Annotated in this window: 23 protein-coding genes and 3 tRNA genes; 12 read left to right on the top strand and 14 right to left on the bottom strand. The window is 67.8% G+C overall.

The genetic code is table 11. The annotated features are described in order from the left end of the window. Window positions 1–5 precede the first annotated feature (5 nt). The 4 genes from ACKTT0_RS22405 to ACKTT0_RS22390 all read right to left on the bottom strand — a co-directional run bounded on the left by ACKTT0_RS22405 (window position 6) and on the right by ACKTT0_RS22390 (window position 5,312). Window positions 6–1,664, bottom strand: coding sequence for an FMN-binding glutamate synthase family protein (locus tag ACKTT0_RS22405; protein ID WP_407851957.1), 1,659 nt, complete (start codon window positions 1,662–1,664; stop codon window positions 6–8). Window positions 1,665–1,739: 75 nt separating this feature from the next. Beyond that, the gene (locus ACKTT0_RS22400) at window positions 1,740–2,969 is read right to left on the bottom strand and encodes a YeeE/YedE family protein (RefSeq protein ID WP_407851956.1); all 1,230 of its coding nucleotides are present in this window, start codon (window positions 2,967–2,969) and stop codon (window positions 1,740–1,742) included. 105 nt (window positions 2,970–3,074) lie between these two features. Further along, window positions 3,075–4,364 (bottom strand): arsenic transporter, encoded by a 1,290-nt coding sequence (locus ACKTT0_RS22395; RefSeq protein ID WP_407851955.1) that lies wholly within the window; start codon window positions 4,362–4,364, stop codon window positions 3,075–3,077. A 9-nt stretch (window positions 4,365–4,373) separates the two neighbouring features. Further along, window positions 4,374–5,312, bottom strand: coding sequence for an AEC family transporter (locus tag ACKTT0_RS22390; protein ID WP_407851954.1), 939 nt, complete (start codon window positions 5,310–5,312; stop codon window positions 4,374–4,376). 118 nt (window positions 5,313–5,430) lie between these two features. On the opposite strand from ACKTT0_RS22390, the gene ACKTT0_RS22385 reads away from it, so the two are divergent. After that, a complete protein-coding gene (locus tag ACKTT0_RS22385) occupies window positions 5,431–5,871 on the top strand; it encodes a GNAT family N-acetyltransferase (protein WP_407851953.1) in 441 nt (146 codons plus the stop codon). Between the two features lie 79 nt (window positions 5,872–5,950). Here ACKTT0_RS22385 and ACKTT0_RS22380 read toward each other — a convergent pair. Further along, window positions 5,951–6,035: transfer RNA gene (locus ACKTT0_RS22380), tRNA-Leu, on the bottom strand. 60 nt (window positions 6,036–6,095) lie between these two features. Between ACKTT0_RS22380 and ACKTT0_RS22375 the strand changes: the two genes are divergently transcribed. Next, window positions 6,096–6,773 carry a tRNA-uridine aminocarboxypropyltransferase gene (locus ACKTT0_RS22375; protein ID WP_407851952.1) on the top strand — a complete coding sequence of 226 codons (678 nt, stop codon included), beginning with the start codon at window positions 6,096–6,098 and terminating at the stop codon, window positions 6,771–6,773. A gap of 61 nt (window positions 6,774–6,834) precedes the next feature. Here ACKTT0_RS22375 and ACKTT0_RS22370 read toward each other — a convergent pair. Further along, window positions 6,835–6,919: transfer RNA gene (locus ACKTT0_RS22370), tRNA-Leu, on the bottom strand. 143 nt (window positions 6,920–7,062) lie between these two features. Between ACKTT0_RS22370 and rnr the strand changes: the two genes are divergently transcribed. The 5 genes from rnr to ACKTT0_RS22345 all read left to right on the top strand — a co-directional run bounded on the left by rnr (window position 7,063) and on the right by ACKTT0_RS22345 (window position 13,033). Then, window positions 7,063–9,540, top strand: a complete 2,478-nt coding sequence (gene rnr, locus ACKTT0_RS22365) for a ribonuclease R (protein WP_407851951.1) — start codon at window positions 7,063–7,065, stop codon at window positions 9,538–9,540. A gap of 134 nt (window positions 9,541–9,674) precedes the next feature. After that, window positions 9,675–10,412, top strand: coding sequence for a 23S rRNA (guanosine(2251)-2'-O)-methyltransferase RlmB (rlmB, locus tag ACKTT0_RS22360; RefSeq protein ID WP_407851950.1), 738 nt, complete (start codon window positions 9,675–9,677; stop codon window positions 10,410–10,412). A 65-nt stretch (window positions 10,413–10,477) separates the two neighbouring features. Then, window positions 10,478–11,719 (top strand): cystathionine gamma-synthase family protein, encoded by a 1,242-nt coding sequence (locus ACKTT0_RS22355; protein ID WP_407851949.1) that lies wholly within the window; start codon window positions 10,478–10,480, stop codon window positions 11,717–11,719. A gap of 25 nt (window positions 11,720–11,744) precedes the next feature. Next, the gene (locus ACKTT0_RS22350) at window positions 11,745–12,425 is read left to right on the top strand and encodes a Fe2+-dependent dioxygenase (protein WP_407851948.1); all 681 of its coding nucleotides are present in this window, start codon (window positions 11,745–11,747) and stop codon (window positions 12,423–12,425) included. 335 nt (window positions 12,426–12,760) lie between these two features. Continuing rightward, window positions 12,761–13,033, top strand: coding sequence for an HU family DNA-binding protein (locus tag ACKTT0_RS22345; RefSeq protein WP_003812968.1), 273 nt, complete (start codon window positions 12,761–12,763; stop codon window positions 13,031–13,033). A 149-nt stretch (window positions 13,034–13,182) separates the two neighbouring features. Here the strand turns inward: ACKTT0_RS22345 and ACKTT0_RS22340 are convergent, their stop codons facing one another. Then, window positions 13,183–14,073 (bottom strand): LysR family transcriptional regulator, encoded by an 891-nt coding sequence (locus tag ACKTT0_RS22340; protein ID WP_407851947.1) that lies wholly within the window; start codon window positions 14,071–14,073, stop codon window positions 13,183–13,185. Window positions 14,074–14,213: 140 nt separating this feature from the next. On the opposite strand from ACKTT0_RS22340, the gene ACKTT0_RS22335 reads away from it, so the two are divergent. Then, a complete protein-coding gene (locus ACKTT0_RS22335; protein ID WP_407851946.1) occupies window positions 14,214–14,957 on the top strand; it encodes an SDR family oxidoreductase in 744 nt (247 codons plus the stop codon). A gap of 87 nt (window positions 14,958–15,044) precedes the next feature. On the opposite strand, the gene ACKTT0_RS22330 is transcribed toward ACKTT0_RS22335, so the two are convergent. The 7 genes from ACKTT0_RS22330 to ACKTT0_RS22300 all read right to left on the bottom strand — a co-directional run bounded on the left by ACKTT0_RS22330 (window position 15,045) and on the right by ACKTT0_RS22300 (window position 21,084). Next, window positions 15,045–15,120 (bottom strand) — tRNA-Val (locus ACKTT0_RS22330). A gap of 84 nt (window positions 15,121–15,204) precedes the next feature. Further along, window positions 15,205–15,564, bottom strand: coding sequence for a cytochrome o ubiquinol oxidase subunit IV (gene cyoD, locus ACKTT0_RS22325; RefSeq protein WP_407851945.1), 360 nt, complete (start codon window positions 15,562–15,564; stop codon window positions 15,205–15,207). Further along, window positions 15,564–16,175, bottom strand: a complete 612-nt coding sequence (gene cyoC, locus ACKTT0_RS22320; RefSeq protein WP_407851944.1) for a cytochrome o ubiquinol oxidase subunit III — start codon at window positions 16,173–16,175, stop codon at window positions 15,564–15,566. The genes cyoD and cyoC overlap by 1 nt, the downstream gene beginning before the upstream one ends. A 3-nt stretch (window positions 16,176–16,178) precedes the next feature. After that, window positions 16,179–18,155 carry a cytochrome o ubiquinol oxidase subunit I gene (gene cyoB, locus ACKTT0_RS22315; protein ID WP_407851943.1) on the bottom strand — a complete coding sequence of 659 codons (1,977 nt, stop codon included), beginning with the start codon at window positions 18,153–18,155 and terminating at the stop codon, window positions 16,179–16,181. Beyond that, window positions 18,155–19,063: a ubiquinol oxidase subunit II gene (cyoA, locus tag ACKTT0_RS22310; RefSeq protein ID WP_407851942.1), complete on the bottom strand. Its 909-nt coding sequence runs from the start codon at window positions 19,061–19,063 to the stop codon at window positions 18,155–18,157. Before cyoA ends, cyoB begins: the two co-directional genes overlap by 1 nt. A 246-nt stretch (window positions 19,064–19,309) precedes the next feature. Then, window positions 19,310–19,861, bottom strand: coding sequence for a response regulator transcription factor (locus ACKTT0_RS22305; RefSeq protein ID WP_407851941.1), 552 nt, complete (start codon window positions 19,859–19,861; stop codon window positions 19,310–19,312). Beyond that, entirely contained in the window at window positions 19,858–21,084 is a 1,227-nt protein-coding gene (locus tag ACKTT0_RS22300; protein ID WP_407851940.1) for an ATP-binding protein, read from the bottom strand. Before ACKTT0_RS22300 ends, ACKTT0_RS22305 begins: the two co-directional genes overlap by 4 nt. Window positions 21,085–21,344: 260 nt before the next feature. Between ACKTT0_RS22300 and ACKTT0_RS22295 the strand changes: the two genes are divergently transcribed. The 4 genes from ACKTT0_RS22295 to ACKTT0_RS22280 all read left to right on the top strand — a co-directional run bounded on the left by ACKTT0_RS22295 (window position 21,345) and on the right by ACKTT0_RS22280 (window position 24,071). Then, entirely contained in the window at window positions 21,345–21,656 is a 312-nt protein-coding gene (locus tag ACKTT0_RS22295) for an Rdx family protein (RefSeq protein ID WP_407851939.1), read from the top strand. A gap of 144 nt (window positions 21,657–21,800) precedes the next feature. Beyond that, window positions 21,801–22,604, top strand: coding sequence for an energy transducer TonB (locus ACKTT0_RS22290; protein ID WP_407851938.1), 804 nt, complete (start codon window positions 21,801–21,803; stop codon window positions 22,602–22,604). Between the two features lies 1 nt (window position 22,605). Further along, window positions 22,606–23,580 carry a MotA/TolQ/ExbB proton channel family protein gene (locus tag ACKTT0_RS22285; protein WP_407851937.1) on the top strand — a complete coding sequence of 325 codons (975 nt, stop codon included), beginning with the start codon at window positions 22,606–22,608 and terminating at the stop codon, window positions 23,578–23,580. Beyond that, window positions 23,580–24,071, top strand: a complete 492-nt coding sequence (locus ACKTT0_RS22280; RefSeq protein WP_407851936.1) for an ExbD/TolR family protein — start codon at window positions 23,580–23,582, stop codon at window positions 24,069–24,071. Before ACKTT0_RS22285 ends, ACKTT0_RS22280 begins: the two co-directional genes overlap by 1 nt. Window positions 24,072–24,081 lie beyond the last annotated feature (10 nt).

Raw genomic sequence — 24,081 nt, 5'->3', positions numbered from 1 at the left:
CACGCTCACGCCGTGGCGGTCTGGGCGCGGTGAATGGCGGCCAGCGCCGCCGTCACGTCATGGGCCGGCTGGAACGAGTCGGCGCGCGCCATCGACCAGCCCACCTTGAAGACGGTGTGGCGGAATTCGCCGCGCAACAGTTCGCCCGGCTCGAGTTCCGGGAACAGCGCCGACAACAAGCGCACCTCGCTGGACGAAATGCGGCGGGCGATATGGTGCGGCCGCAATTGGCCGGGATGGGTCAGGCCGGCAGCCTGCAGCAATTCGGCCAGCGCGTGCAAGGTATTGCGATGGAAGTGGGCCACGCGCTGGGCCTTGTCCGGCACCACCAGCGCGCGCTGGCGCAGCGGGTCTTGCGTGGTGACGCCGGTCGGGCATTTGCCGGTGTGGCAGGCTTGCGCCTGGATGCAGCCGATTGCGAACATGAAGCCGCGCGCCGCGTTGCACCAGTCCGCGCCCATGGCCATCGCGCGTGCCATGTCGAACGCGGTGATGATCTTGCCCGAGGCGCCCAGCCGGATGCGGTCGCGCAGGTTGACGCCGATGAGCGTGTTGTGCACCAGGCGCAGGGCCTCGCGCAGCGGCGTGCCGACGTGATCGACGAATTCCGCCGGCGCCGCCCCCGTGCCGCCTTCGGCGCCGTCGACGACGATAAAGTCCGGCGTGATGTTGGTCTCGAGCATCGCCTTGACGATGGCGAACCATTCCCACGGATGGCCCATGCAGAACTTGAATCCGACCGGCTTGCCCTCGGACAGCTCGCGCAGGCGGGCCACGAAATGCAGTAGCCCGATGGGCGAGTCGAAGGCGCTGTGGCTGGAAGGGGAATTGCAGTCCTGCCACGCCGCCACGCCGCGCGCGTCGGCGATTTCGGGCGTGACCTTGCTGCCGGGCAGTATGCCGCCGTGGCCGGGCTTGGCGCCCTGCGACAGCTTTATCTCGATCATCTTCACCTGCGGCATACAGGCGTTGCGCGCGAAAGCCTCCTCGGAGAACGCGCCGTTGGCGTCGCGGCAGCCGAAGTAGCCGGAGCCGATGTTCCAGACCAGCGCGCCGCCCGGCTGGCGATGGTAGCGGCTGATGCCGCCTTCGCCGGTATCGTGCGCGAAATTGCCCTGGCGCGCGCCTTCGTTCAGGGCCATCACGGCGTTGGCGGACAGGGCGCCGAAGCTCATGGCCGAGATGTTGAATGCCGACATCGAATAGGGCTGGCGACAATCCGGGCCGCCCACCGTCACCCGGAAATCGGCATCCTCGATGCGCGCCGGCACCAGCGAATGGTTGATCCATTCGTACCGGTCGCCGTAGACGTCTTCCTGGGTGCCGAACGGCCGCTTGTCGATTTCCTGCTTGGCGCGCTGGTAGACAATGGAGCGCTGCGCGCGCGAGAACGGCGCGGCATGCGTGTCGTCCTCCAGGAAATACTGGCGGATCTCGGGCCGGATGAATTCGAACAGGAAGCGCAGGTTGCCCAGCACCGGATAGTTGCGGCGGATGGCGTGCCGCACCTGGATCAGGTCATACAGCCCCAGCAGCGCGAGCAGCCACAGCGGCACCGCGGCCCACAGCCACCAGGGCGATGCGGCGAGCGCCAGCGGCGTGGTGACCGCCGCGCCCAGCAGCACCAGGAAGAAGGTTGTGTATCGGCCCACTATCCAGTCCATGCGCGTCTCCCGGTATACGGATGACGGCAACCATACCAGATGGCGCGGGCCGGCCGGCCGCGGCCGGCGGTTTTGTCAGCAGCTGGACGCGGCGGGCGTGCGTTCCACCGCCAGCCCGAACAGCGGGCGCAGGCGCACGCCCAGCGCGCTGCCCGCGAACGCCGCCGGCAGCCACAGCCAGGCATGCAGACTGCCGGACAGGATGCCGCTGAAGTAGGCGCCGATGTTGCATCCGAACGCCAGGCGGGCGCCGTAGCCCAGCAGCAGGCCGCCGATGACGGCGCCGGCCAGCGAGCGCGCCGGGACTTTCCAGACCGGGGCGAACTTGCCGGCAGCGGCCGCGGCGGCCAGCGCGCCCAGCATCAGGCCGATGTCCATCACCGAGGTGATGTCCTGGCGTACCGGCGCGGCCAGCGCCGCCTGCTGCTTGGCCCAGTATGTCCAGGAGGCCGGGTCGCCGCCCAGCGCGTCCAACGCCTTGGCGCCCCACAGGGCGAAGGCCGAGGTAATGCCCCAGGGACGGCCGGCCAGTGCCAGGGTGGCGAAATTCAACACCACCAGCGCCACGCCGCCCCAGATCAGCGGCCAGGGGCCCTGCAGCAGCGAGGCCGGCCGGCTGGTGCGCGCGGCGAACGAGATGACGCGGCCGTGCCGGCGCCTTTCCAGTACGGTGGTGAGCCACGCGATCAAGGCGAACACGGCGAGATTGGCCGCCAGCGCCACGGACAGGCCCCAGCTCTTGATCAGCGACGTGGGCGCCAGCGCCGGCAGGGACGACCACCAGGGGAAATGCGCCGTGGCGATCACCGAGCCGATGATGAAGAACAATAGCGTCACCAGCATGCGGGTATTGCCGCCGCCTACGGCAAACAGCGTGCCGGAGGCGCAGCCCCCGCCCAGTTGCATGCCCACGCCGAACAGGAAAGCGCCCAGCAGCACGGAGACGCCCGGCGGCGAGACGAAGCCGCTGACCGGCTGGCCCCACAGCGTGCCCTGCGCCAGGAAGGGGAAGAACAGCAGCACGCCGACGGCCAGCATCAGCATCTGCGCGCGCAGCCCGGCGCCGCGGCGGTCCGAGACAAATACCCGCCAGGCTTGCGTGAAGCCGAACGAGGCGTGGTAGAGCGTGACCCCCAGCAAGGCGCCGACGATCCATAATGCGCCCTGCCGCCAGCCGACGGCCTGGCTCAGGTAGATGGCCCCGGCCAGCACGGCCAGCAGCGCGAACCACAGCGGTTTGCGGTTGATCTGGACCGGCGGGAGGGCCGATGGGTAGGGCAAGGTAGAAGAGGCGGAGGATGGCATGGGCGAGAAGCGGCAGTGCCGCAGGTTGCAGTCTTGCACCAGTCTAGGCGCGGAAATAAATAACTCAAACTACAGTATCTTGATTTTTTAATAGCTATAGGTAATTTAAAGAGCCGGCTGCAGGCGCAGCGCCAGGGCGGCCAGCGTGACCAGCAGCACCGGCAGGGTCAGCACGATGCCGACCTTGAAGTAATAGCCCCACGTGATGCGCAGCCCCTTGCGGGCCAGCACGTGCAGCCACAACAGAGTGGCCAGGCTGCCGATGGGCGTGATCTTCGGCCCCAGGTCGGTGCCGATGACATTGGCGTAGATCATGGCGTCGCGCACGGCGCCGGTGGCGGTGGTGTCGGCGATCGACAGCGCGCCCACCAGGACCGCGGGCAGGTTGTTCATGACCGACGCGAGAAAGGCGGTCACCAGCCCGGTGCCCAGCGCCGCCCCCCATACGCCGTAGGCGGCGAAATTCTCCAGCAGCGCCGTCAGGTGGGCAGTCAGGCCGGCGTTGCGCAGCCCGTACACCACCAGGTACATGCCGAGCGAAAACACCACGATGTGCCAGGGGGCTTCGCGCATGACGCGGCGGGTGCCGACGATATGCTGGCGTCCCGCCACCAGCAGGAGCGCCAGCGCGCCCGCGCAGGCAATGGCGCTGACGGGAATGCCCAGCGGCTCCAGCACGAAAAAGCCCGCCAGCAGCAGCGCCAGCACCGCCATGCCGGCCCGGAAGGTGGCCGGGTCGCGCACGGCGCTGCGCGGCGCCGGCAGTTGCCGGAGGTCGTAGCGGGCGGGGATCTGTTTGCGGAAGAACGCGAACAGCACCGCCAGGGTGGCGCCCACCGCGGCCAAGTTGACGGGCACCATGACGGCGGCGTACGACCCGAAGCCGATGCCGAAGAAATCGGCCGAGACGATATTCACCAGGTTCGACACCACCAGGGGCGTGCTGGCCGTATCGGCGATGAAGCCCGCGGCCATGACGAAGGCCAGCGTGGCGGCCGGGCCGAAGCCCAGGGCCAGCAGCATTTCCATGACGATGGGCGTGAGGATGAGGGCGGCGCCATCGTTGGCGAACAGGGCCGAGACGGCGGCGCCCAGCAGCACGATGAGCGCGAACAGCCAGTGTCCGCGCCCGCGTCCCCAGCGCGCCACGTGCAGGGCGGCCCATTCGAAGAAGCCGGCCGCATCCAGGATGATGCTGGTGATGATGATGGCGATGAACGTGGCCGTGGCGTTCCAGACGATGTGCCAGACAGCGACGACATCGGCCGGCTGCACCACGCCCGCCAGCAGGGCGAGTGCGGCGCCCGCTGACGCGCTCCAGCCTATCCCCAGGCCGCGCGGCTGCCAGATGACCAGGACCAGGGTGGCGACGAAGATGGCGGCGGGCAGGAGCACGGGCGGGGGTCAAGAGGGAAGGTGGGCGCTGATCCAGGCGACCAGCAGCGAGACGGTCGGCACCGATAGTACCGTCGAGAGCAGGATGGCGCGCGACGTGGCGCGCGCGTCGCGGCCGTACAACCGGGCCAGCATGAACGGGCCGGTGCCGATGGGCAGGGCGCTCATCAGCACGGCGCACCATGCCCACATGGGCGGCATAGGAAACACCAGGAAGGCCAGTATCGCGGTGACGGTCGGCTGCAACAGCAGCTTGCCGGCCACCAGCCGGCCGACCGCGTCGCCCGCGCCGCCAGATTCGGCCTGGGCGAGGAACAGGCCGATGGTGACCAGCGCGCATGGGCTGGCCGATGCCGCCAGCAATTCCAGGTAGCGGTCCAGGCCGGCTGGCGCCGCCACGCCGGACAGCGTGCTGGCCAGGCCCAGCAGCGGCGCGACCAGCAGCGGGTTGCGCGCCAGGGCCCGCGCCACTTTGAGCAAGGTCGTGCCGGGACTGCGATCGCGGTGCTGGTCGAGTTCGACCAGGGCGATGGCTGCGCCGAACAGTACGCAGGCGGTCAGCAGCGTGCTGATCACGGCCGGCGCCAGGCTGGCCGGCCCGAACAGCGCCAGGCAGAGAGGGATGCCCATGTACCCGGCATTGGTGTAGGACGCCGCCAGGCCTTCGATGCTCCGGTCGGTGAGGCGGCCGTGGCGACGCCGTGTCAGGACGAGGGTGGCGAACGTGATCGCGATGCCGCCGGCGAAAGCGGCCGCGAAGCCCCAGTGCATCTGTCCGGGATCCGCCTGGGCCATGGCGCGGAACAGCAGCGCGGGCAGCGACAGGTAGACCACATAGCGGTTGAGCGCATCGGTCGCGGCCGGGCCCAGCGCGCCGCCGCGGGCGGCCAGCCAGCCCGTCAGGATGAGGGCGAAGACCGGCAGGGCGGCGGTGGCGACGGCTTGCATGAAACAGCGGGAATGAGAAGAGGCGCACATTCTACCCGCGCCCGGGGGCGGTCCGCCGGCCGTCTTGTCTGCGAAAATGGGGCTGTGCCATCATTGACGCCATCGCAGGAGGACCGCCATGCCAGCCACGCCCGATATCCGTATCGTCCTGGGAACCTGGGAACGCCTGCGCGAGGACGCCTACGCCGTGCGCCATGAAGTGTTCGTCATCGAACAGGCCGTGCCCGTCGACATCGAGCTCGACGACGACGATCCGCTGGCCGTGCACGCCGTGGCCTATGGCGCCGACGGCGTGCCCATTGCCACCGGCCGCCTGTTGCCGGACGGGCACATTGGCCGCATGGCGGTGCGCAAGCACGCCCGCGGCAGCGGCGTGGGCGGGCAGGTGCTGGACGCCTTGATCGCCCAGGGGCATGGCGACGGGCACCGCATGCTGCTGCTGCATGCCCAGACCCATGCCCGCGGGTTCTACGAGGCGCACGGCTTCAGCGCCCAGGGCGACACTTTCGTCGAGGCCGGCATTGAACACGTGGCCATGAGCCGGGCGCTGGCAAATTGAAGGCAAAGAAAAACCCCGAACGCCGTGAAAGCGATCGGGGTCTTCGGCGCACCGCGATGATGACTCGCGATGATGTAATTGGTGCCCAGGAGAGGACTCGAACCTCCACACCTTGCGGCACATGGACCTGAACCATGCGCGTCTACCAATTCCGCCACCTGGGCGCTGTTGCTCGGGCGCGGTGCCGTTGCCGGACTGCGTTTGAACATCAGAGGACGCGCATTATGCACACTTTTCAGGACAGGCGCAACTTGGCTGCGCCCGGGGGGCGGCCCACCTGCGCGCGCTGCCTGCGCCCGCAGTCGCATTGCCTGTGCGCGCGGATTCCGTCATTGGACAGCCGGACACGGTTGCTGGTGCTGCAGCACCCCGATGAAGCGCGCCATGCCCTGAATACCGCGCGCCTGGCGGTGCTGGGCCTGCGCAATGCCAGCCTGCACGTCGGCACGCGCTACGACCCGCGGTTGTGGCGGATCGACGGCTACCAGGCGCGGCTGCTGTTTCCCGGGCCGGAGGCGGAAGTGCTGCAGGCGCAGGCGGGCGATGCCGCGCCCACGCTGCTGGTGGTGCCCGACGGCACCTGGCGCCAGGCGCGCCAATTGCTGGCGGGCAATCCGGAACTGGCGGCGCTGCCGCGCGTGACCGTGCCAGCCGACACGGTGTCGCGCTACCGGGTGCGGCACGTGGCATTGCCGCGGGCGCTGGCCACCATCGAGGCGGTGGCGGCGGCGCTTGGCGCGCTGGAGGCGCCGCGCTCGTTCGAAGCCTTGCTGGCACCATTCGAGGCGCTGGTGGCGGGGCAGATCGAGGCCATGGGGCGGGCGCGCTACGAGCGCCACCACGTGCGCCGCGAGGGCAGCCGCATGGCGCGCAGGAGCGGCGCAAGCGGCGAGGGCGGTTGAGCGGGCCGCGCGAATGTGAAAACCCCGGCAGCCTTGCGGCTGCCGGGGTCGGGAAATTCCGTGGTGCCCAGGAGAGGACTCGAACCTCCACACCTTGCGGCACATGGACCTGAACCATGCGCGTCTACCAATTCCGCCACCTGGGCACTGAGCAAAGTTTCATGCCTTTGTATGATACGCTGCAAATAAATCAGCGACGCATCAAAACAGGGTTACCATTCAGCCTTGCTGCAGTGATCAGCCTTGGGCAGACCACAGAAGCAAAAGATTATATACAGGATTTTCAACTTTGGCAAAACGATCGAATAAAGATTCCAATAACAATAACAACGGCAGATCAGGATTCGTCTTGCCCGAAACGCCCCCAGACTTCGACCCGGACGTTCCTTCCCGCGAGGCGATCCTCAAGGCGCTGCGCTCCGCCGGGACGCCGCTGTCGCCCGCCGAACTGGCGCAGCGCATGGGCGTGGAGCGGCCGGCCACCCTGGTGGGGTTCGAACGCCGCCTGGGCGCCATGGAGCGCGACGGCCAGCTCATGCCCAACCGCAAGGGAGTGTTGCTGCTGGCCACCAAGCTCGACTTCGTGGCCGGCAAGGTGCAGGGGCATCGCGACGGTTTCGGGTTCCTGTTGCGCGACGACGGCGGGCCGGACCTGTTCCTCTCGCCGCGCGAAATGCTCAAGGTGCTGCATGGCGACCGCGTGCTGGTCAAGCCGTCCGGCGAATACCGGGGCAAGCCGGAAGGGACCATCGTCGAGGTCATCGAGCGGCGCACCAACAAGCTGGTCGGCCGCTTCCTGCACGAGCACGGCCTGTCCATCGTGGTGCCGGAAGACCAGCGCATCAAGCACGACATCCTGATCCCGCCCGGCGACACCAACGGCGCCCAGCACGGCCAGGTCGTGTCGGTGCAGATCATGGAGCAGCCGACCCGCCATACCCAGCCGCTGGGGCGCGTCTTCGAAGTGCTGGGCGAGATCGACGATCCGGGCATGGAGATCGAGATCGCGGTGCGCAAGTTCGACGTGCCGGTCGAGTTCTCGGAGGCGGCCGCCAGGCAGGCGGCGCGCCTGCCCGACGCGGTCCGCAAGGCCGACCTGAAAGACCGCGTCGACCTGCGCGACGTGCCGCTCATCACCATCGATGGCGAAGACGCGCGCGACTTCGACGACGCGGTGTACTGCGAGCCAGTCGAACTGGGCAGCGGCCAGCGCAAGCGGCCGGGCTGGCGCCTGCTGGTCGCGATCGCCGATGTCAGCCATTACGTGACCGCCAACGATGCGCTGGACGATGACGCGCTCGAGCGCGGCACCAGTGTGTATTTTCCCCGCCGCGTCATTCCGATGCTGCCGGAGTCGCTGTCCAACGGCCTGTGCTCGCTCAATCCCCAGGTGGACCGGCTGGTGCTGGTATGCGACATGGTGATCCCCGCCTCGGGCGCCAAGGCGGGCACGATCTCGGCCTATCAGTTCTACAACGCCGTGATGCATTCGCACGCGCGCACCACCTATACGCAGATCTGGGAAGCCTTGCAGCAGCCGGGCGGGCCGGTCGCGCATGCGCTGGCGGAGGTCATGCCGCATGTGCGCCACCTGCACGAGCTCTACCAGTTGCTGGCGCAGCAGCGCAAGAAGCGCGGCGCCATCGATTTCGACACGGTCGAGACCAAGATCGTCTGCAATGAACTGGGGCGCATCGAGCAGATCGTCGGCGTGGTGCGCAACGATGCGCACAAGCTCATCGAGGAATGCATGCTGGCGGCCAATACCTGCGCCGCCGATTTCATGAGCCGCAGCAAGCACCCGGGCCTGTATCGCATCCACGAGGGGCCGACGCCCGAGCGCCTGACCGCGTTGCGCGAGTTCCTGCGCACCCTGGGCCTGACGCTGGGCGGCGGCGACGCGCCAACGGCCAAGGACTATGGCGAATTCCTCGACAGCGTGCGCGGACGGCCCGATTTCCAGCTGCTGCAGACAATGTGCCTGCGCTCGATGCAGCAGGCCATCTACAGCCCGGACAATGTCGGCCATTTCGGGCTGGCCTATCCTGCCTACAGCCACTTCACGTCGCCGATCCGGCGCTATCCCGACCTGCTGACCCACCGCGTCATCAAGGCGCTGCTGCAGGCCGGGCGCTACGTGCCGGGCCTGGAAGACCAGCCTCTGGTGATCGGGCGCAGCCAGCGCGAGCACGAGCATGCCACCTGGGAGAAGCTGGGCCTGTTGCTGTCGGCCAGCGAGCGGCGCGCCGACGAAGCCTCGCGCGACGTCGAGGCCTGGCTGAAGTGCTGGTTCGTCAAGGAGCGGGTCGGCGAGGATTTCAGCGGCACGGTGACCGGCGTGGCCAGTTTCGGCGTGTTCGTCACGCTCGACACGCTGCACGTGGAGGGCCTGGTGCACGTGTCGGAACTGGGCGGCGAGTATTTCCAGTTCAACGAGGCGCTGCACGAATTGCGCGGCGAGCGCACCGGCATGCGCTATCGCCTGACCGACAAGGTGCAAGTGCAGGTGTCGCGCGTCGACCTGGAGGCGCGCCGCATCGAGTTCAGGCTGGTCAAGGGCACCAGCTTCGAGGCGCTGCGCAAGGCCGCGTCGCGCAATCCGGACGAGCCGCGCAAGGTGAAAAAGGCGGCGGCGCCCAAACCCGCCGCGCTCAAGGGGCAGACGGCCAAGCAGCGGCGCGCCCAGGCCAAGAAGGCGGCCAAGCCGGCCGCGCCGGCCAAGCAGCGGGCGCCTGCCAAGAAAGCCCCGGCGCGCGGGCGCCGCTGAGGGCGCCGCCGGCCGTGCGTCCGGCGCGCGCGGTTGCCACGCAGTAACATGGCGGCTACGGCCGCGCCATGGCAGCGCGGCCGGCCGGCGCGACCGCGCCGCGGTTTCATTCCATACCAGAAAGGTGAGTATTCATGGCGTCGGCCCAAGTATTGGCGGGGTTTCACGCGGTGGTGGCGCGGCTGCGGCATGCGCCCGAGTCGATCAAGGACATCTACGTCGAGGCCGCGCGCCGCGACAAGCGCATGCTGGCGTTCCTGGAGCAGGCCGAGCGCGCCGGCCGCCGTGTCCATCCGGTGGCGGCCGAACGCCTGGACGGCCTGGCCCGCGGCACCCGCCACCAGGGCGTGGTGGCGTTGGCCGAAGAGCGCCTGCTGGCGGTGGATGTCGACGAAGTGCTGGACACCATCGAGGGCCCCGCGCTGCTGCTGGTGCTCGACGGCGTGACCGACCCGCACAACCTGGGGGCCTGCCTGCGTACCGCCGACGCGGCCGGCGTGCACGCCGTGGTGGCGCCGCGCGATCGCGCCGTGGGACTGAACAGCACGGTGCAGCGCGTGGCGTGCGGCGCGGCCGACACGGTGCCCTACATTACGGTCACCAACCTGGCGCGCACGCTGCGCGCCCTCAAGGAGCGCGGCGTCTGGGTGGTGGGCACCGACGACCAGGCGGCCGCCAGCCTGCACGCGGTCGATGCCCGCCAGCCGATGGCCTGGGTGATGGGCGCGGAAGGCGAGGGCATGCGCCGCCTGACCCGCGAAACCTGCGACCAGCTGGTCAACATTCCCATGCTGGGCTCGGTCGAGAGCCTGAACGTCAGCGTGGCCAGCGCCGTGTGCCTGTACGAGTCCGTGCGCCAGCGGCGAGAGTAAACTTTCCTCGCTCTTGCGCCGTCGCCAGGCCGCGGCGGTCCAGTCCCATTTGACCGGTTCCCATCATGCACAAGAACGGCTTCACCACCACGATTCTCCATTCCGACCGCCGCCAGTCCGTCGAGCACGGCGCCGTGCACAAGCCCATCCACACCTCGTCGGAATTCGCCTACGCCGATGCGCGCGAACTGGCGGCCGTGTTCCAGGGCAAGGCGGGCTTTACCTACAGCCGCCAGGGCACGCCCACCACGGCGGCGCTGGAAGCGAAGATCAGCCAGATGGAAGGCGGCGCGGGCACCGTGTCGTTCGCCACCGGCATGGCCGCCCTGGCGGCCGTGTTCACCACGCTGCTGCGCAAGGGCGACCATCTGTTGTCCAGCCAGTACGTGTTCGGCAACACCAACAGCCTGCTCGGCACGCTGGCGGAGCTGGGCGTCGAGGTCAGTTATGTCGATCCCACCGATGCCGCCCAGGTGCGGGCCGCCTTGCGTCCCAATACGCGCATGGTGTTTACCGAGACCATCGCCAACCCCGGCACCCAGCTGGCCGACCTGGCCGGCATCGGGACCCTGTGCCGCGAGCGCGGGCTGGTCTACGTGATCGACAATACGCTGACCTCGCCGTGGCTGTTCCAGGGGCGCGCGGTGGGCGCTTCGCTGGTCATGAATTCGCTGTCCAAGTACATCGGCGGCCACGGCGACGCGCTGGGCGGCTCGATCACCGACACGGGGCTGTACGACTGGTCGGGCTACGCCAACATCTATGACAGCTATCGCAAGGGGCCGCCCACCGGCTGGGGGCTGCTGCAGATCAAGAAGAAGGGCCTGCGCGACATGGGCGGCACGCTGTCGGCCGATTCCGCGCACCGCATCGCCATCGGGGCCGAGACCCTGGCGCTGCGCATGGCGGCGCATTGCAGCAACGCCCTGGCGCTGGCGCGCATGCTCGCCGCGCATCCCGGCGTGGCCAAGGTGCATTACCCCGGCTTGCCCGGCCATCCGCAGCACCAGCGGGCCGCCGAACTGTTCGGCCAGCGCTACGGCGGCCTGCTGGGCATCGAACTGGCCGAAGGCGTCGATTGTTTCGATTTCCTGAACCGCCTGCGCATTGTCCTGATGGCGACGCACCTGGGCGACACCCGCAGCCTGGCGCTGCCGGCCGCGCATACCATCTACTACGAAATGGGGCCCGAGCGGCGCGCCCAGATGGGCATCGCCGACAGCCTGATCCGTGTCTCGGTGGGCATCGAAGACCAGGCCGACTTGCTGCACGACTTCGATCAGGCCCTGCAGGGCTGCCTGGCATAAGCACGGCCAATTTCCGCAGGCGCATATGCTCATACAAATTGCCGATGTCTTCAGCGCCGACGAGGCGGCGCAGATCCGCCAGCGCCTGGAACGGGCCGACTGGGTGGACGGCCGCGTGACAGCCGGGCTGCAGTCCGCCCAGGTCAAGCGCAATCGCCAGTTGCCGGAACAGGATCCGCTGGCCCAGGAATTGGGCGGACTGGTGTTGCAGCGCCTGGCGGCCAGCAACCTGTTCATGTCGGCCGCGCTGCCGCGCAAGATATTTCCCCCGCTATTCAATCGCTACGAGGGCGGCGAGGCGTTCGGCTACCACGTCGACAATGCCGTGCGCACGGTGGCCGGCAGCGCCGAGCGGGTGCGCACCGACCTCTCGGCCACGCTGTTCTTCTCGGACCCGGATTCCTACGACGGCGGCGAACTGGTGGTGGACGACACCTACGGTCCGCGCGCGGTCAAGCTGCCGGCCGGCCACATGGTGCTGTATCCGGGCACGAGCCTGCACAAGGTCAATCCGGTCACCCGGGGCGCGCGCATCAGCGCCTTCTTCTGGATGCAGAGCCTGGTGCGTGAAGACAGCCAGCGCAGCCTGCTGCTCGAGATGGACGCAGCCATCCAGCGGTTGAACCAGGACGCCGCGGGACACCCGTCCATCGTGCAGCTGACGGGCGTTTATCACAACCTGCTGCGCCGGTGGGCCGACGTCTGAATCGCGTCGGCACCGGCGTTGCGCGCAAGTCACGACGGCCGCAGCGGGCCCGCGGCGATATTGCGAAAAGCCGTAAAAGCTAGTATTGGCGCGGCTTGCAGGGAGCTTTCCCCTTGACAGCCGCTGCGGCGCAAGGCCTAATACATCCCTGCGTCGCCGATGCTCAACGGCAGCCACGCTGTGTTGAGCCTCTGCGACGCAGCAATTTTGCAGTTGCGATTGGCATCGCCCAGAAGCATTTCCACTCGTCCGTTGTTCCGTCCGCTGGCGTCGCGGCAGTATGCGCAGCCAGCCCGCGCCAGACAGAACCTATACCTTGTGAGGGGTAAACCTGAATGAACAAAACCGAACTCATCGATCATATCGCCAGCAAGGCAGATATCTCCAAGGCTGCCGCCGGCCGTTCGCTTGACGCCCTGATCGGCGCGGTCAAGACGACCCTCAAGAAGGGCGGCACGGTTACGCTGGTGGGCTTCGGCACGTTCGCCGTCTCGGCCCGCGCCGCCCGCACGGGCCGCAACCCGCGCACCGGCGAAACCATCAAGATCAAGAAGGCCAAGGTGCCGAAGTTCCGTCCCGGCAAGGCCCTGAAAGACGCCGTCAACTAAATCGACGGCCTGTCGCGGCGCCTGGCGTCGCGGCCCGGAAAAGCCCTTGAAGCGGCGCCCCCCGCCGGCGTTCAAGGGCTTTTTGTTTGCGCCCCGCCCGGCCGCCCGGCTGCGGGCCGGCGCGGGACCCTGGTTCAGCGGGGCAGGCCTTAGCGGGCATGCGCGAATACGTCGCGCAACCACAGGGCGAACACGCGGACCCGCGCGGACAACTGCCGGTTCTGCGGATACAGCACCGAAACCGGCATCGATGGCGGCGGGAATGCGGCCAGCACGATCCTGAGGCGGCCGTCCGCCAGTTCGCCCGCCACGCGGTAGCGCGGGACCTGGATCAGCCCCATGCCCGCCACGGCGCACGCCGTATAGAGTTCGGCGCCAGTCACCGAGATGGCCGCCGGCAGCTGCAGTTCGGTCAATTGGCCGGCCGGCGCGAACTGCAGCGGCATCGCCCGCCCGGTGCGGCTGGATACATAATTGACGGCGCGATGGCCGCTCAGGGCGTCGAGGTCGGCCGGTTCCCCGTGCCGCTCCAGGTAGGCCGGGCTGGCCAGCGTGACCTGCTCCAGCTGCGCGACGCGGCGGCCGATCATGCTGGAATCCTGCAGCGTGCCCGCGCGCAGCACGCAGTCCACGCCTTCGCGGACCAGGTCGACCAGGCGATCATCTTCGCCGATGGCCAGCTCGATGTCCGGATACCGGGCAAGGAAGTCCGGCAATGCCGGGACCACGAAAGTCCGCGCCAGCGTGCCCTGCATATTGACGCGCAGCAGGCCCTTGGGGGCAAGGTTGCGGAACGCGCCTTCGGCTTCTTCCACGTCGCTGAGCAGGCGCACGCAGCGGCGGTAATGGGCTTCGCCGTCGTGCGTCAGGCGCACGGTGCGCGTCGTGCGTTCGATCAGGCGCACGCCCAGGCGCGCCTCCATGCGCTTGAGCAGGTTGGTCACTGTCGCGCGCGGAATGCGCAGGTCATCGGCGGCCTGGGTGAAGCTGCCGCGCTCCGCGATCCGTACGAAGACCTGCATTTCCTGGAATCGGTCCATGCCTGGGCGTGTTAACGCAAATGGATCAATGTTGGCAATTTTAGGGTAATTATTTTCGCCGGTAGAAAGATCATCATAGGCCCATGGGGTGTGCCGATGGGCGGCACGCCCATTGTCCAGCATCCTGGAAGGAGCCTGTCATGGTTGTGAATCAACCGAAGAAAATCGCCATTGTCACTGGGGCCTCGCGCGGCATCGGGGCCGAGGTGGCGCGGCGCCTGGCCCGCGACGGGTTCGCCGTCGCCGTCAACTATACGCGCGATGCCGCGGCGGCCGAGGCCGTGGTGGCCGCGATCCAAGCCGCCGGCGGCGCCGCCTTGGCGGTGCGGGCCGACGTGGCGCGGCCGGGGGACGTGGCGGCGCTGTTCGATGCGGTCGAGCAGGCCTGGGGGCAGGCCGCGGTAGTCGTCAATAACGCCGGCGTGCTGTCGGTGCGGCCGCTGGCCGACCATGACGATGAAGAATACGAACGGACCTTCGCCGTCAATACGCGGGGAACCTTCAACATGCTGCGCGCAGCCGGCCGCCGTTTGGCCGACGGCGGGCGCATCATCAATTTCTCGACTTCGGCCCTGGCGTTGAACCTGCCGGGCTACGCCATCTACAACGCGACCAAGGCGGCCGTCGAGGCGTTCACCCGCGTCTACGCCAAGGAACTGCGCGGGCGCGCCATTACGGTGAACGCAGTGGCGCCCGGGCCGGTCGCCACCGAGCTGTTCCTGGAGGGCAAGACCGAGGCGCAGATCGCCCAGTTCGCCAGCATGCCGCCACTCGAGCGGCTGGGTCGTCCGGACGACATCGCGGCTGTGGTGAGCTTCCTGGCCGGCCCGGACGCGGGCTGGATCAACGGCCAGGTGCTGCGCGCCAACGGCGGGCTGGCCTAAGCCCGGCCGGCGCCAAACAAAAAGGCACCCGCCGGGGTGCCTTGCTTGCCGTGGCTGCCGCGTGGGAAGCGCGCCGCCGGGGTGGGGTGGTGGGTGCTACAGGGGTCGAACCTGTGACCTACGCCTTGTAAGGGCGCCGCTCTACCAACTGAGCTAAGCACCCCCCGTTGCTGCGCGTGGCGGGGCCCCGCCTTAGCGCAAGCCCGGCAGTATACCGGAAGCCGCCCGGGGGCCGCAAACCGCGCGTTCAGCCCCCCATCGACGCCGGCATGGGGTGCATCATGTTGGCGTTCATGTTGTGCAGCACCCATACCGAGCCGCCCACGATGATGGCGATCACGAATACCGAGAACACGAAGGCGGACAGGTTGTCGCGCTGCGAGCGGCCCATGTGCAGGAAGAACACCAGTTGCACCAGCAACTGCGCCACGCACAGGGCGATGATGCCCGGGAGGGCGAGCGAGCGGGGCACGGCGTCCATCATGACCAGGCCGAACGAGCCGAGGGTCAGGACGATCGAGATCGCGAAGCCCACCAGGTAGGATTTCAGGCTGCCGTGATCGGCGCCGCTGTGGCCGTGGCCGGCCGCGGTAGTGTCGTGCGACATCAGAGCGCTCCCATGAGATAGACGAAGGTGAACACGCAGATCCAGACGATGTCCAGGAAGTGCCAGAACAGGCTGAGGCACGACAGGCGGCGCGTATTGACGGCGTCCAGGCCATGGCGGCGCAGCATGTCGATCATGACCACGATCCAGACCAGGCCGAACGTGACGTGCAGGCCGTGGGTGCCGATCAGCGTGAAGAAGGCCGACAGATAGGCGCTGCGCTGCGGGCCGGCGCCGATGCTGATCAGGTGGTGGAACTCGTAGACTTCCATGGCGATGAAGCCCGCCCCGAACAGGAACGTGATCCACAGCCAGGCGATGACGCGGCCCTTGCGTCCGGCGTGCATGTTCAGCATGGCCATGCCGAAGGTGAAGCTGCTGACCAGCAGCAGCATGGTCTCGACCAGCACGAAGGACAGGTCGAACAATTCGCGGCCGGTGGGGCCGCCGGCGGTGGCCTGCGACAGCACGGCGAAAGTGGCGAACAGGACCGAGAAGATCAGCAGGTCACTCATCAGGTAGATCCAGAAGCCGAATACGGTCTTGGATCCGTCATCGTGGTGTCCGGCGTGGCCGGACCCGTGGGGCAGGGCGGTTACAGCTTGGGTCATGGCTCAGGCGGCTTTCTGCATGTTGGCGAGATGGGCGGATTCGATGCGTTCGACTTCCGCAGCGGGTACGTAGTAATCGACGTCGCGGTCATAGGCGCGCACCAGGAAGGAACCGATCATGCCGACGAAGCCGACGATGGCCAGCCACCAGATGTGCCAGATCAGGCCGAAGCACATCGCCAGGCCGAACGCCCCGATGTAGACGCCGGCGCCGGTGTTGCGCGGCATATGGATGTCTTCATAGCTGGCGGGCGGCGTGTAGGCCACGCCCTTTTCCTTGTTTTCCCAGTGCTGGTCCAGGTGCTCGACGCGCGGCACGTGGGCGAAGTTGTAGAACGGCGCGGGCGAGGGAATCGACCATTCCAGGGTCCGGCCGCCCCAGGGGTCGCCGGTGGTGTCCAGGTTCTGCTTGCGGTCGCGGATGCTGACGAACACCTGCTGCAGCATGAACCAGATGCCCAGGGCGATGAAGCACGCGCCCACCAATGCCACGACCAGGTACGGCTGCCATTCCGGATTGTCGTAATGGTTCAGGCGGCGCGTCATGCCCTTGAAACCCAGGATGTAGAGCGGCATGAAGGCCAGGTAGAAGCCGACCAGCCAGCACCAGAACGAATACTTGCCCAGCCGTTCGTTGAGCTTGAAGCCGAAGGCCTTGGGGAACCAGTACGTCATGGCGGCGATGCAGCCGAACACCACGCCGCCGATGATGACGTTGTGGAAGTGGGCGATGAGGAACAGGCTGTTGTGCAGCACGAACGAGACGGCGGGAATGGCCATCAGCACGCCGGTCATGCCGCCGATGACGAAGGTGATCATGAAACCGACCGTCCACAGCATCGGCGTGGTCATTTCCACGCGGCCGCGGTACATGGTGAACAGCCAGTTGAAGATCTTCACGCCGGTCGGCACCGAGATGATCATTGTCATGATGCCGAAGAATGCGTTGACGTTGGCGCCCGCGCCCATGGTGAAGAAGTGGTGCAGCCACACCAGGAACGACAGGATGCCGATCGCGGCGGTGGCGTACACCATCGACTTGTAGCCGAACAGCGGCTTCTTCGAATACGTGGCGACAATTTCCGAGAACGCGCCGAAGCAGGGCAGGATCAGGATGTACACCTCCGGGTGGCCCCAGATCCAGATCAGGTTCACGTACATCATGACGTTGCCGCCCATGTCGTTCGTGAAGAAGTGCGTGCCCAGGTAGCGGTCGGCGGTCAGCAGCGCCAGCGTGGCGGCCAGCACGGGGAACGCGGCCACGATCAGCACGTTGGTGACGAGCGAGGTCCAGGTGAACACCGGCATCTTCATCAGGCTCATGCCCGGCGCGCGCATGCGCAGGATGGTCACGATGAAGTTGATGCCGCTGAGCGTCGTCCCCAGGCCTGATATCTGCAGTGCCCAGAGGTAATAATCGACCCCCACGCCCGGGCTGTAGTCCAGGCCCGACAGCGGCGGATACGCCAGCCAGCCCGTGGCGGCGAACTCGCCCACGAACAGCGACATCATCATCAGCACCACGCCGGCGCCGAACAGCCAGAAGCTCAGCGAGTTCAGGAACGGATAGGCGACGTCGCGCGCGCCGATCTGCAGTGGCACGACGATGTTCATCAGGCCCGTGATGAAAGGCATCGCCATGAAGAAGATCATGATGACGCCGTGGGCGGTGAAGATCTGGTCGTAATGATGCGGCGGCAGGATGCCGGTGGAGTCGCCCGAGGCCACGGCGAGCTGGGTGCGCATCATGATGGCGTCGGCGAAGCCGCGCAACAGCATGATCAGGGCCACGATGATGTACATGACCCCGATGCGCTTGTGGTCGACGCTGGTCAGCCATTCGGTCCACAAGTATTTCCACTTGCCGTAGTAGGTGACCGCGCCCACCAGGGCGGCGCCCAGGATGGCGCACGCGATCAGCGTCCCCAGGATGATGGGGTCGTGGTATGGAACGGCGTCCAGGGTGAGTTTGCCGAACATCAGTTGTTTCCTGCGATCAGATTCTTCGAGGTGGGCGTGCAGGTGGCGGGGTCGAGCCCGGCCATCTTGCTCATCTGGTTGTGCATGATGTAGTCGAACATGCCCGTGGGGGTGCTGGAATACAGCGCGACCGCCTCATGCGTGCTGGGCGCGGCCAGCGCCTCATAGGCTTGCGGCGTCAGCGGGTTGTCGGTCGCCTTGGCCTTGTTGATCCAGTCCTGGAAGCCTTCTTGCGAGGTGGCGATGGCCTTGAAGCGCATGCCCGAGAATCCGCCGCCGCTGTAGTTGGCCGACAGGCCGGCGTAGGTGCCGGCTTCGCGGGCGATCAGGTGCAGCTTGGTTTCCATGCCCGCCATCGAATAGATCTGGCTGCCGAGCTGCGGGATGAAGAACGAGTTCATCACCGAGGCCGAGGTAATGCGGAACTGCACCGGCGCATCCACCGGGAAGGCGATTTCGTTGACAGTGGCGATGTCGTAGTCGGGGTAGATGAACAGCCATTTCCAGTCCAGCGACACCACGTCGATGTTGACCGGCTTGACCGTCGATTCGATCGGGCGGTAGGGGTCCAGCGCATGCGACGAGCGCCAGGTCAGCACGGCCAGGATGGCCACGATGATGCAGGGAATGGTCCACACCACCACTTCGATGCGGGTCGAATGGGCCCAGCGCGGCATGTAGACCGCCTGCGTATTCGACGCGCGGTATTTCCACACGAAGTACACCGTCATGATGATGACGGGCACCACGACCAGGAGCATCAGCCCCAGGGCCGTCAGAATCAGGGTTTTTTCCTGGGCGCCGATGTCTCCCTTGGGGTTGAGGATTTCCATCGAGCAACCGCCGAGCAGCATGAGCGCACCGATACCGAGCGTGCGCCCGAGGGTGGCGAAGTGGGGGTGTTTCACGTACAGCCTTGAGGGTGGATTGCCACAGCGTGGCAAAACGAAATCGCATGCTTGCGCCTTGCGCAGGCGCAAAAATGCGGCGAAGGCGCAATGCTATCGTTTTGTTGCAGCGCAAAGATGCGACGAAAAGTCGCATCACCAGGCCCGTTCAGGGGCGGATCTTGAGGGGGATACCGGCGCAGCCGGGGCAAGGCCCCCGGGACAGCCGTCGACCGGGTGCGACAACGTGTCGCACATCGGCGTGGTTCATTCGAGGACCGGGTCGCGTTCGGGGCCGGGTTTCTTGGCCAGCTTGCGCTGCAGCGACCGGCGGTGCATGCCGAGCAGGCGCGCCGCGGCCGACACGTTGCCGCCGCATTCATGCAACGCCTGCTGGATGTGTTCCCATTCGAGCCGGTGCAGGGGCGTCATGGTCGATTCGATGGCCACCGATTCGGCCTTCGCCAGGCCCAGCGTGCGCAGGATCATCGGCGCGGTGGCCGGCTTGGGCAGGTAGTCGTCGGCGCCGCGCTTGATGGCCTCGACGGCCGTGGCCACGCTGGCATACCCCGTCACCAGCAGGATGCGCATGTCGGCGCGCAGGGCCCGCAGCGGCCGGATCAGGGTCAGGCCCGAGTCTTCGCCCAGCCGCAGGTCGACCAGCGCGAACGCGGGCAGCATTTCCTCGGCGACGCGCAGGGCTTCGGCGATGCTGGTGGCGATGCGCGTCTCCAGGCCATGGCGCGCCAGGCTGCGCTGCAGGGTGCGCAGGTAGAGTTCGTCGTCGTCGATGAGGAGGCCGGCGTCGGTGGGATTCATGCTGGTGTTCCGGGGCCGCGCCGGGCCTGGGGCCCGAGCGGCAAGTAAAAGCGAATGCGGGCGCCTCCTCCGTCGGCCGCAGTCATGGTCATTTCGCCGCCCAATTGTTCTACGGTGGCGTGCGACAGGGCCAGCCCCACGCCCAGCCCGCCCGGCTTGCCGCTATGGAACAAGCTGGTGGCGGGCAGCAGGGACTGGTCGGGATCGAAACCGCGGCCATGGTCGCGCACCTCGCCCTGCAGCGCGCCGTCGCGGTATTCCAGGTGCAGGTCCACGCGCGAGTGCCGGACCGCCTCGCCGGCGTCGGCGGCGTTGTTCAGGAGCGCCTGGATCAGGTGCGCGATGGCGGGCTCGACCCGCAGCGTGGCGGGCAATTCGCCAGTGCGGTGCAGGTCGACGGTGGGGCGCACCAGGCGCCACTGGCCCACCACGCGCACCAGGTCGACCTCGGTGGGCATGGCCAGGTTGCGGATGCGTTCGCGGCACAGGGCCAGGAGCTGGCGCAGCAGGTCCGCGTCGGCGCGCTGTTCTTCGGTGCGGGCCTGGACCGCGATCTCGTCGGCCAGCAGCGTCATGGTGGCCAGCGGGGTGTTGAGCTCGTGCGCCATGGCGGCCGCGTGCGTGGCCAGCGCGACGATGCCTTCGTTGCGGGTGAACCGCTCGCGCAGCGCGGCCAGCTCGCGCTCGCGGCTGCGCAGGTCGGCCGCCAGGCGGGTGGAGAAATACAGCACCACCGCGGCCGAGATCAGGAAGCTGACGGCGATGCCCCAGAGAATCAGCGCGTAGGGATCGTGGTGTCCCTGCAGCGGCTGGCCCAGCACCGACGCCGCCGCGTAGCCCGCCAGGCATGCAAGGGCCGCCGCCAGGGCCCAGCCGCGCGGCAGCGCCAGCGCGGCCAGCGCGATCAGGATCAGGAACATCAGGCCGAACGGGTTGTGGATGCCGCCGCTCCAGCCGACCATCCAGGCCAGTACCGCGATGTCGACCAGCAGGTGCGCGAACGCGGTGCCGGGCCCGATTTCGCGGCGGCTGCGGCGCACGCGCACGCTGGCATAGAGGTTGAACGCCACCAGCACGGCGACGCCGCTCCAGAGCGGCACGAGCGGCAGCTCCAGGTCCAGCAGTTCGCTGGCGACCAGCACGGTCGCGGCCTGGCCGGCGATGGCCAGCCAGCGCAGGCTGCACAGATTGCGCAGGAAGGAATTGGCGGAACTACCAGACATATCGGGGACCAGGGGGCGGCGCGGGCCGACCGGTGGCGCAGGGGCTGGACGGGCGGGGCCCGCGGCCGGGACCGCCTGCCGTGGGCAAGGGCAGGCAGGGCGCGCCCGGGGAACGGGGCGCTTGCCTCGCATTGTATTGCGAATCCGCATCGATTGCTGCGGCGCGGCAGCGGGGCGGTTGTCCGCCACGCCGGCATGCCCGCATACTGGCGCCTGGGGCGCCGGCAAGCGGCGCCCGCTGGCCATGCCCGGAGCGTTTCATGAATGCATCGAACCTTCCCCGTATCACCATTACCTATTGCACCCAATGCCAGTGGTTGCTGCGGGCCGCCTGGATGGCGCAAGAACTGCTATCCACTTTCGGCACCGACCTCGGCGCGGTGGCATTGGCGCCGGGCACGGGAGGCGTGTTCCGGATCCATTACGACGACACCCTGATCTGGGACCGCGCCGTCGACGGCGGGTTCCCCGACGCCAAGGCGCTCAAGCAACGCGTGCGCGACCGCCTCGATCCGCAACGCGACCTCGGCCACATCGACCGCGCGGCGCAGGCGGGCAAGGCGCGGGATTGATTGGCTTTCAGGCCCGATTAGAAAGTATGTGCGAATCATTCGCATTTAATATAATATGTCGGACTTGGAATTTGCCGGCCCCGGCGTTTCCCGGCGTGGTGCCGGTTGCGCGGCCGGCCGACATTGATGCTTTTCGGCTGATTCATGCCTCGTTCCCATCACGGTTGGTCCGCTTCTTCGCAGTCTTCCCTGGCTTTACGCGCTGGCGCCGGCCTCACGGTGCTGGCAGCGCACATGGCGGTGGTGGCGGCAATCTACTGGATGCCCGAAGAAAGCCCGCCGAAGCTGCTCGAACCCGAAGCGGTGATGGTCAGCGTAATCGAGGCGCCGTTGCCGCAGGTCGCCAAAGCCGAAGAGCCGCCACAACCCGAGCCGCCGCCCGAGCCGGAGCCTGAACCTGAACCTGAACCCGAACCGGTGATCGAGCCCGAACCCGAGCCCGTGGTCGAACCCGAGCCCGAACCGGAGCCGGTGGTCGAGAAGGCGCCGGAGCCCGCGCCCAAGCCGAAGCCCAAGCCCAAGCCGAAACCCAAGCCAAAACCCAAGCCCAAGGTCGAGAAGCCGGTCGAGCCGCCCAAGCCCAAGCCCGAGACGCCGCCCACCGGCGCGCCCGAAGGCGCCCAGCAGAACGCCGCGCCCCGCCAGGGGCCGCCGCCGGACGAGCCCATCATGGTGTCCAGCGTCGAGTACCTGGGGCGGCGGCCGCTGCCGGTGTATCCCATGGTCTCCAAGCGCCTGCGCGAGGAAGGCCGCGTCGTGGTGCTGGTGGAAATCAATACGCAGGGGCTGGTCGAGCGGGCCTCGGTCGCCCAGTCGTCGGGCTATTCGCGGCTCGATGAATCCGCCCTGACCGCCGCGCGCAAGGCGCGCTTCAAGCCCCTGACCCGCAATGGCGTGGCGTATCCGGCCAAAGCCAAATTACCGTTCGATTTCGTGATGAGGAACTGAGATGTCCAACGCTATGCATAACGCCATCCTGGTGGCGCAGGCGGCCACCGCGCCCGCCGGGCAGGGCGCCGCCGCGGCCCCGGCCGCCTCCGCCGCGCCCGCGGCCGCCGGTGTCGCGCCGGCCGCGCAGCAGGCCGCCGAAGCCGTGAACCAGGCCGCCCCGGCGCTGTCGCAGGCGGCCGATGCGGCCCAGCAGGCCGCCGCGGCGCTGCCGCCGCCGCTGCCCGTCCCGGCCGACATGGGCTTCCTGCACTTCGTGGCGCAGAGCGACTTCGTGGGCAAGGCACTGTTCGCGATCCTGATCATCATGTCGCTGGTGACCTGGTACCTGATCCTGGTGAAGGTGGTCAGCAACCTGCGCATGCGGCGCCGATCGGCCGACTTCCTCAACAAGTTCTGGAATTCCAGCTCGCTGGAGCAGGTCGAGAATGAAATCGTCACGCACGGAGCGCGCGATCCGTTCTCCCACCTGACCAGCCATGCCATGCACGCGCAGGCGCATCATGCCAAGTTCGGCGCCACCAAGCTCGAGGAAAGCGGCGCCAATGGCGAATTCGTGACGCGCACCATGCGCAAGGTGATCGACGAGGAGACCGCCAAGCTCGAGAACGGCCTGACGGTGCTCGCGTCGGTGGGTTCGACGGCGCCGTTCGTGGGCCTGTTCGGCACGGTGTGGGGGGTGTACCACGCGCTGGTCGGCATCGGCCTGGCCGACGGCGTGACCATCAACCGCATCGCCGGCCCGGTGGGCGAGGCCCTCATCATGACCGGCCTGGGGCTGGCGGTCGCCATCCCGGCCGTGCTGGCCTACAACACCTTCGTGCGCAGCAACCGGGTGTTCCTGTCGCGCCTGGACGCGTTCGCGCATGACCTGTTCGCGTTCCTGAGCACGGGCCAGCAGGTGGTGTTGTCCGACGGCAAGGTGCGCGCGCTGCGCCGCCAGGGCCAGCCCGCGGCCGGCCGGGGAGTCCAATAATGGCTTTCGGCAGCTTCGACAGCAAGGGTTCGGGCAGCCACACCGTGTCGGAAATCAACATGGTGCCGCTGATCGACGTCATGCTGGTGCTGCTGGTGATCTTCATCATCACGGCGCCGCTGATGGCGCACTCGATCCGCATCAACATGCCGCAGGTCAGCGCCGAGCAGATCCAGGAAGAGCCCAAGAGCGTGGATTTGGCCATCGACCCGGCCGGCACGCTGTTCCTGGACGAACAGCCGGTCGCCCTGGAAGACCTGCCCAACCGCTTCCTGGCGCTGGCGCAGGGCAAGCCGCAGCCCGAGATCCGCATCCGCGCCGACATGAACACCCGCTACGAGACGCTGGCCAAGGTGATGGCGGCGGCGCGTCGGGCCGGACTGGCGCGCATCGGCTTCATCACGACCCCCGCGCCGCAGGCCGGGGCGCCGGGCGCCGCGGCGGGCAATCCGCTGGCCGCCGCGGGCGCCGCGTCCGCGCCGGCACCCTGAGCGCGGGCGC

Origin of the sequence: Bordetella saccharivorans (genome assembly GCF_045862855.1) — a bacterium.
GTDB classification, from domain to species: domain Bacteria; phylum Pseudomonadota; class Gammaproteobacteria; order Burkholderiales; family Burkholderiaceae_B; genus Bordetella_A; species Bordetella_A petrii_F.
The sequence above is the reverse complement of the archived record's forward strand: the minus strand, read 5'-3'. Positions and strand labels throughout refer to the sequence as shown.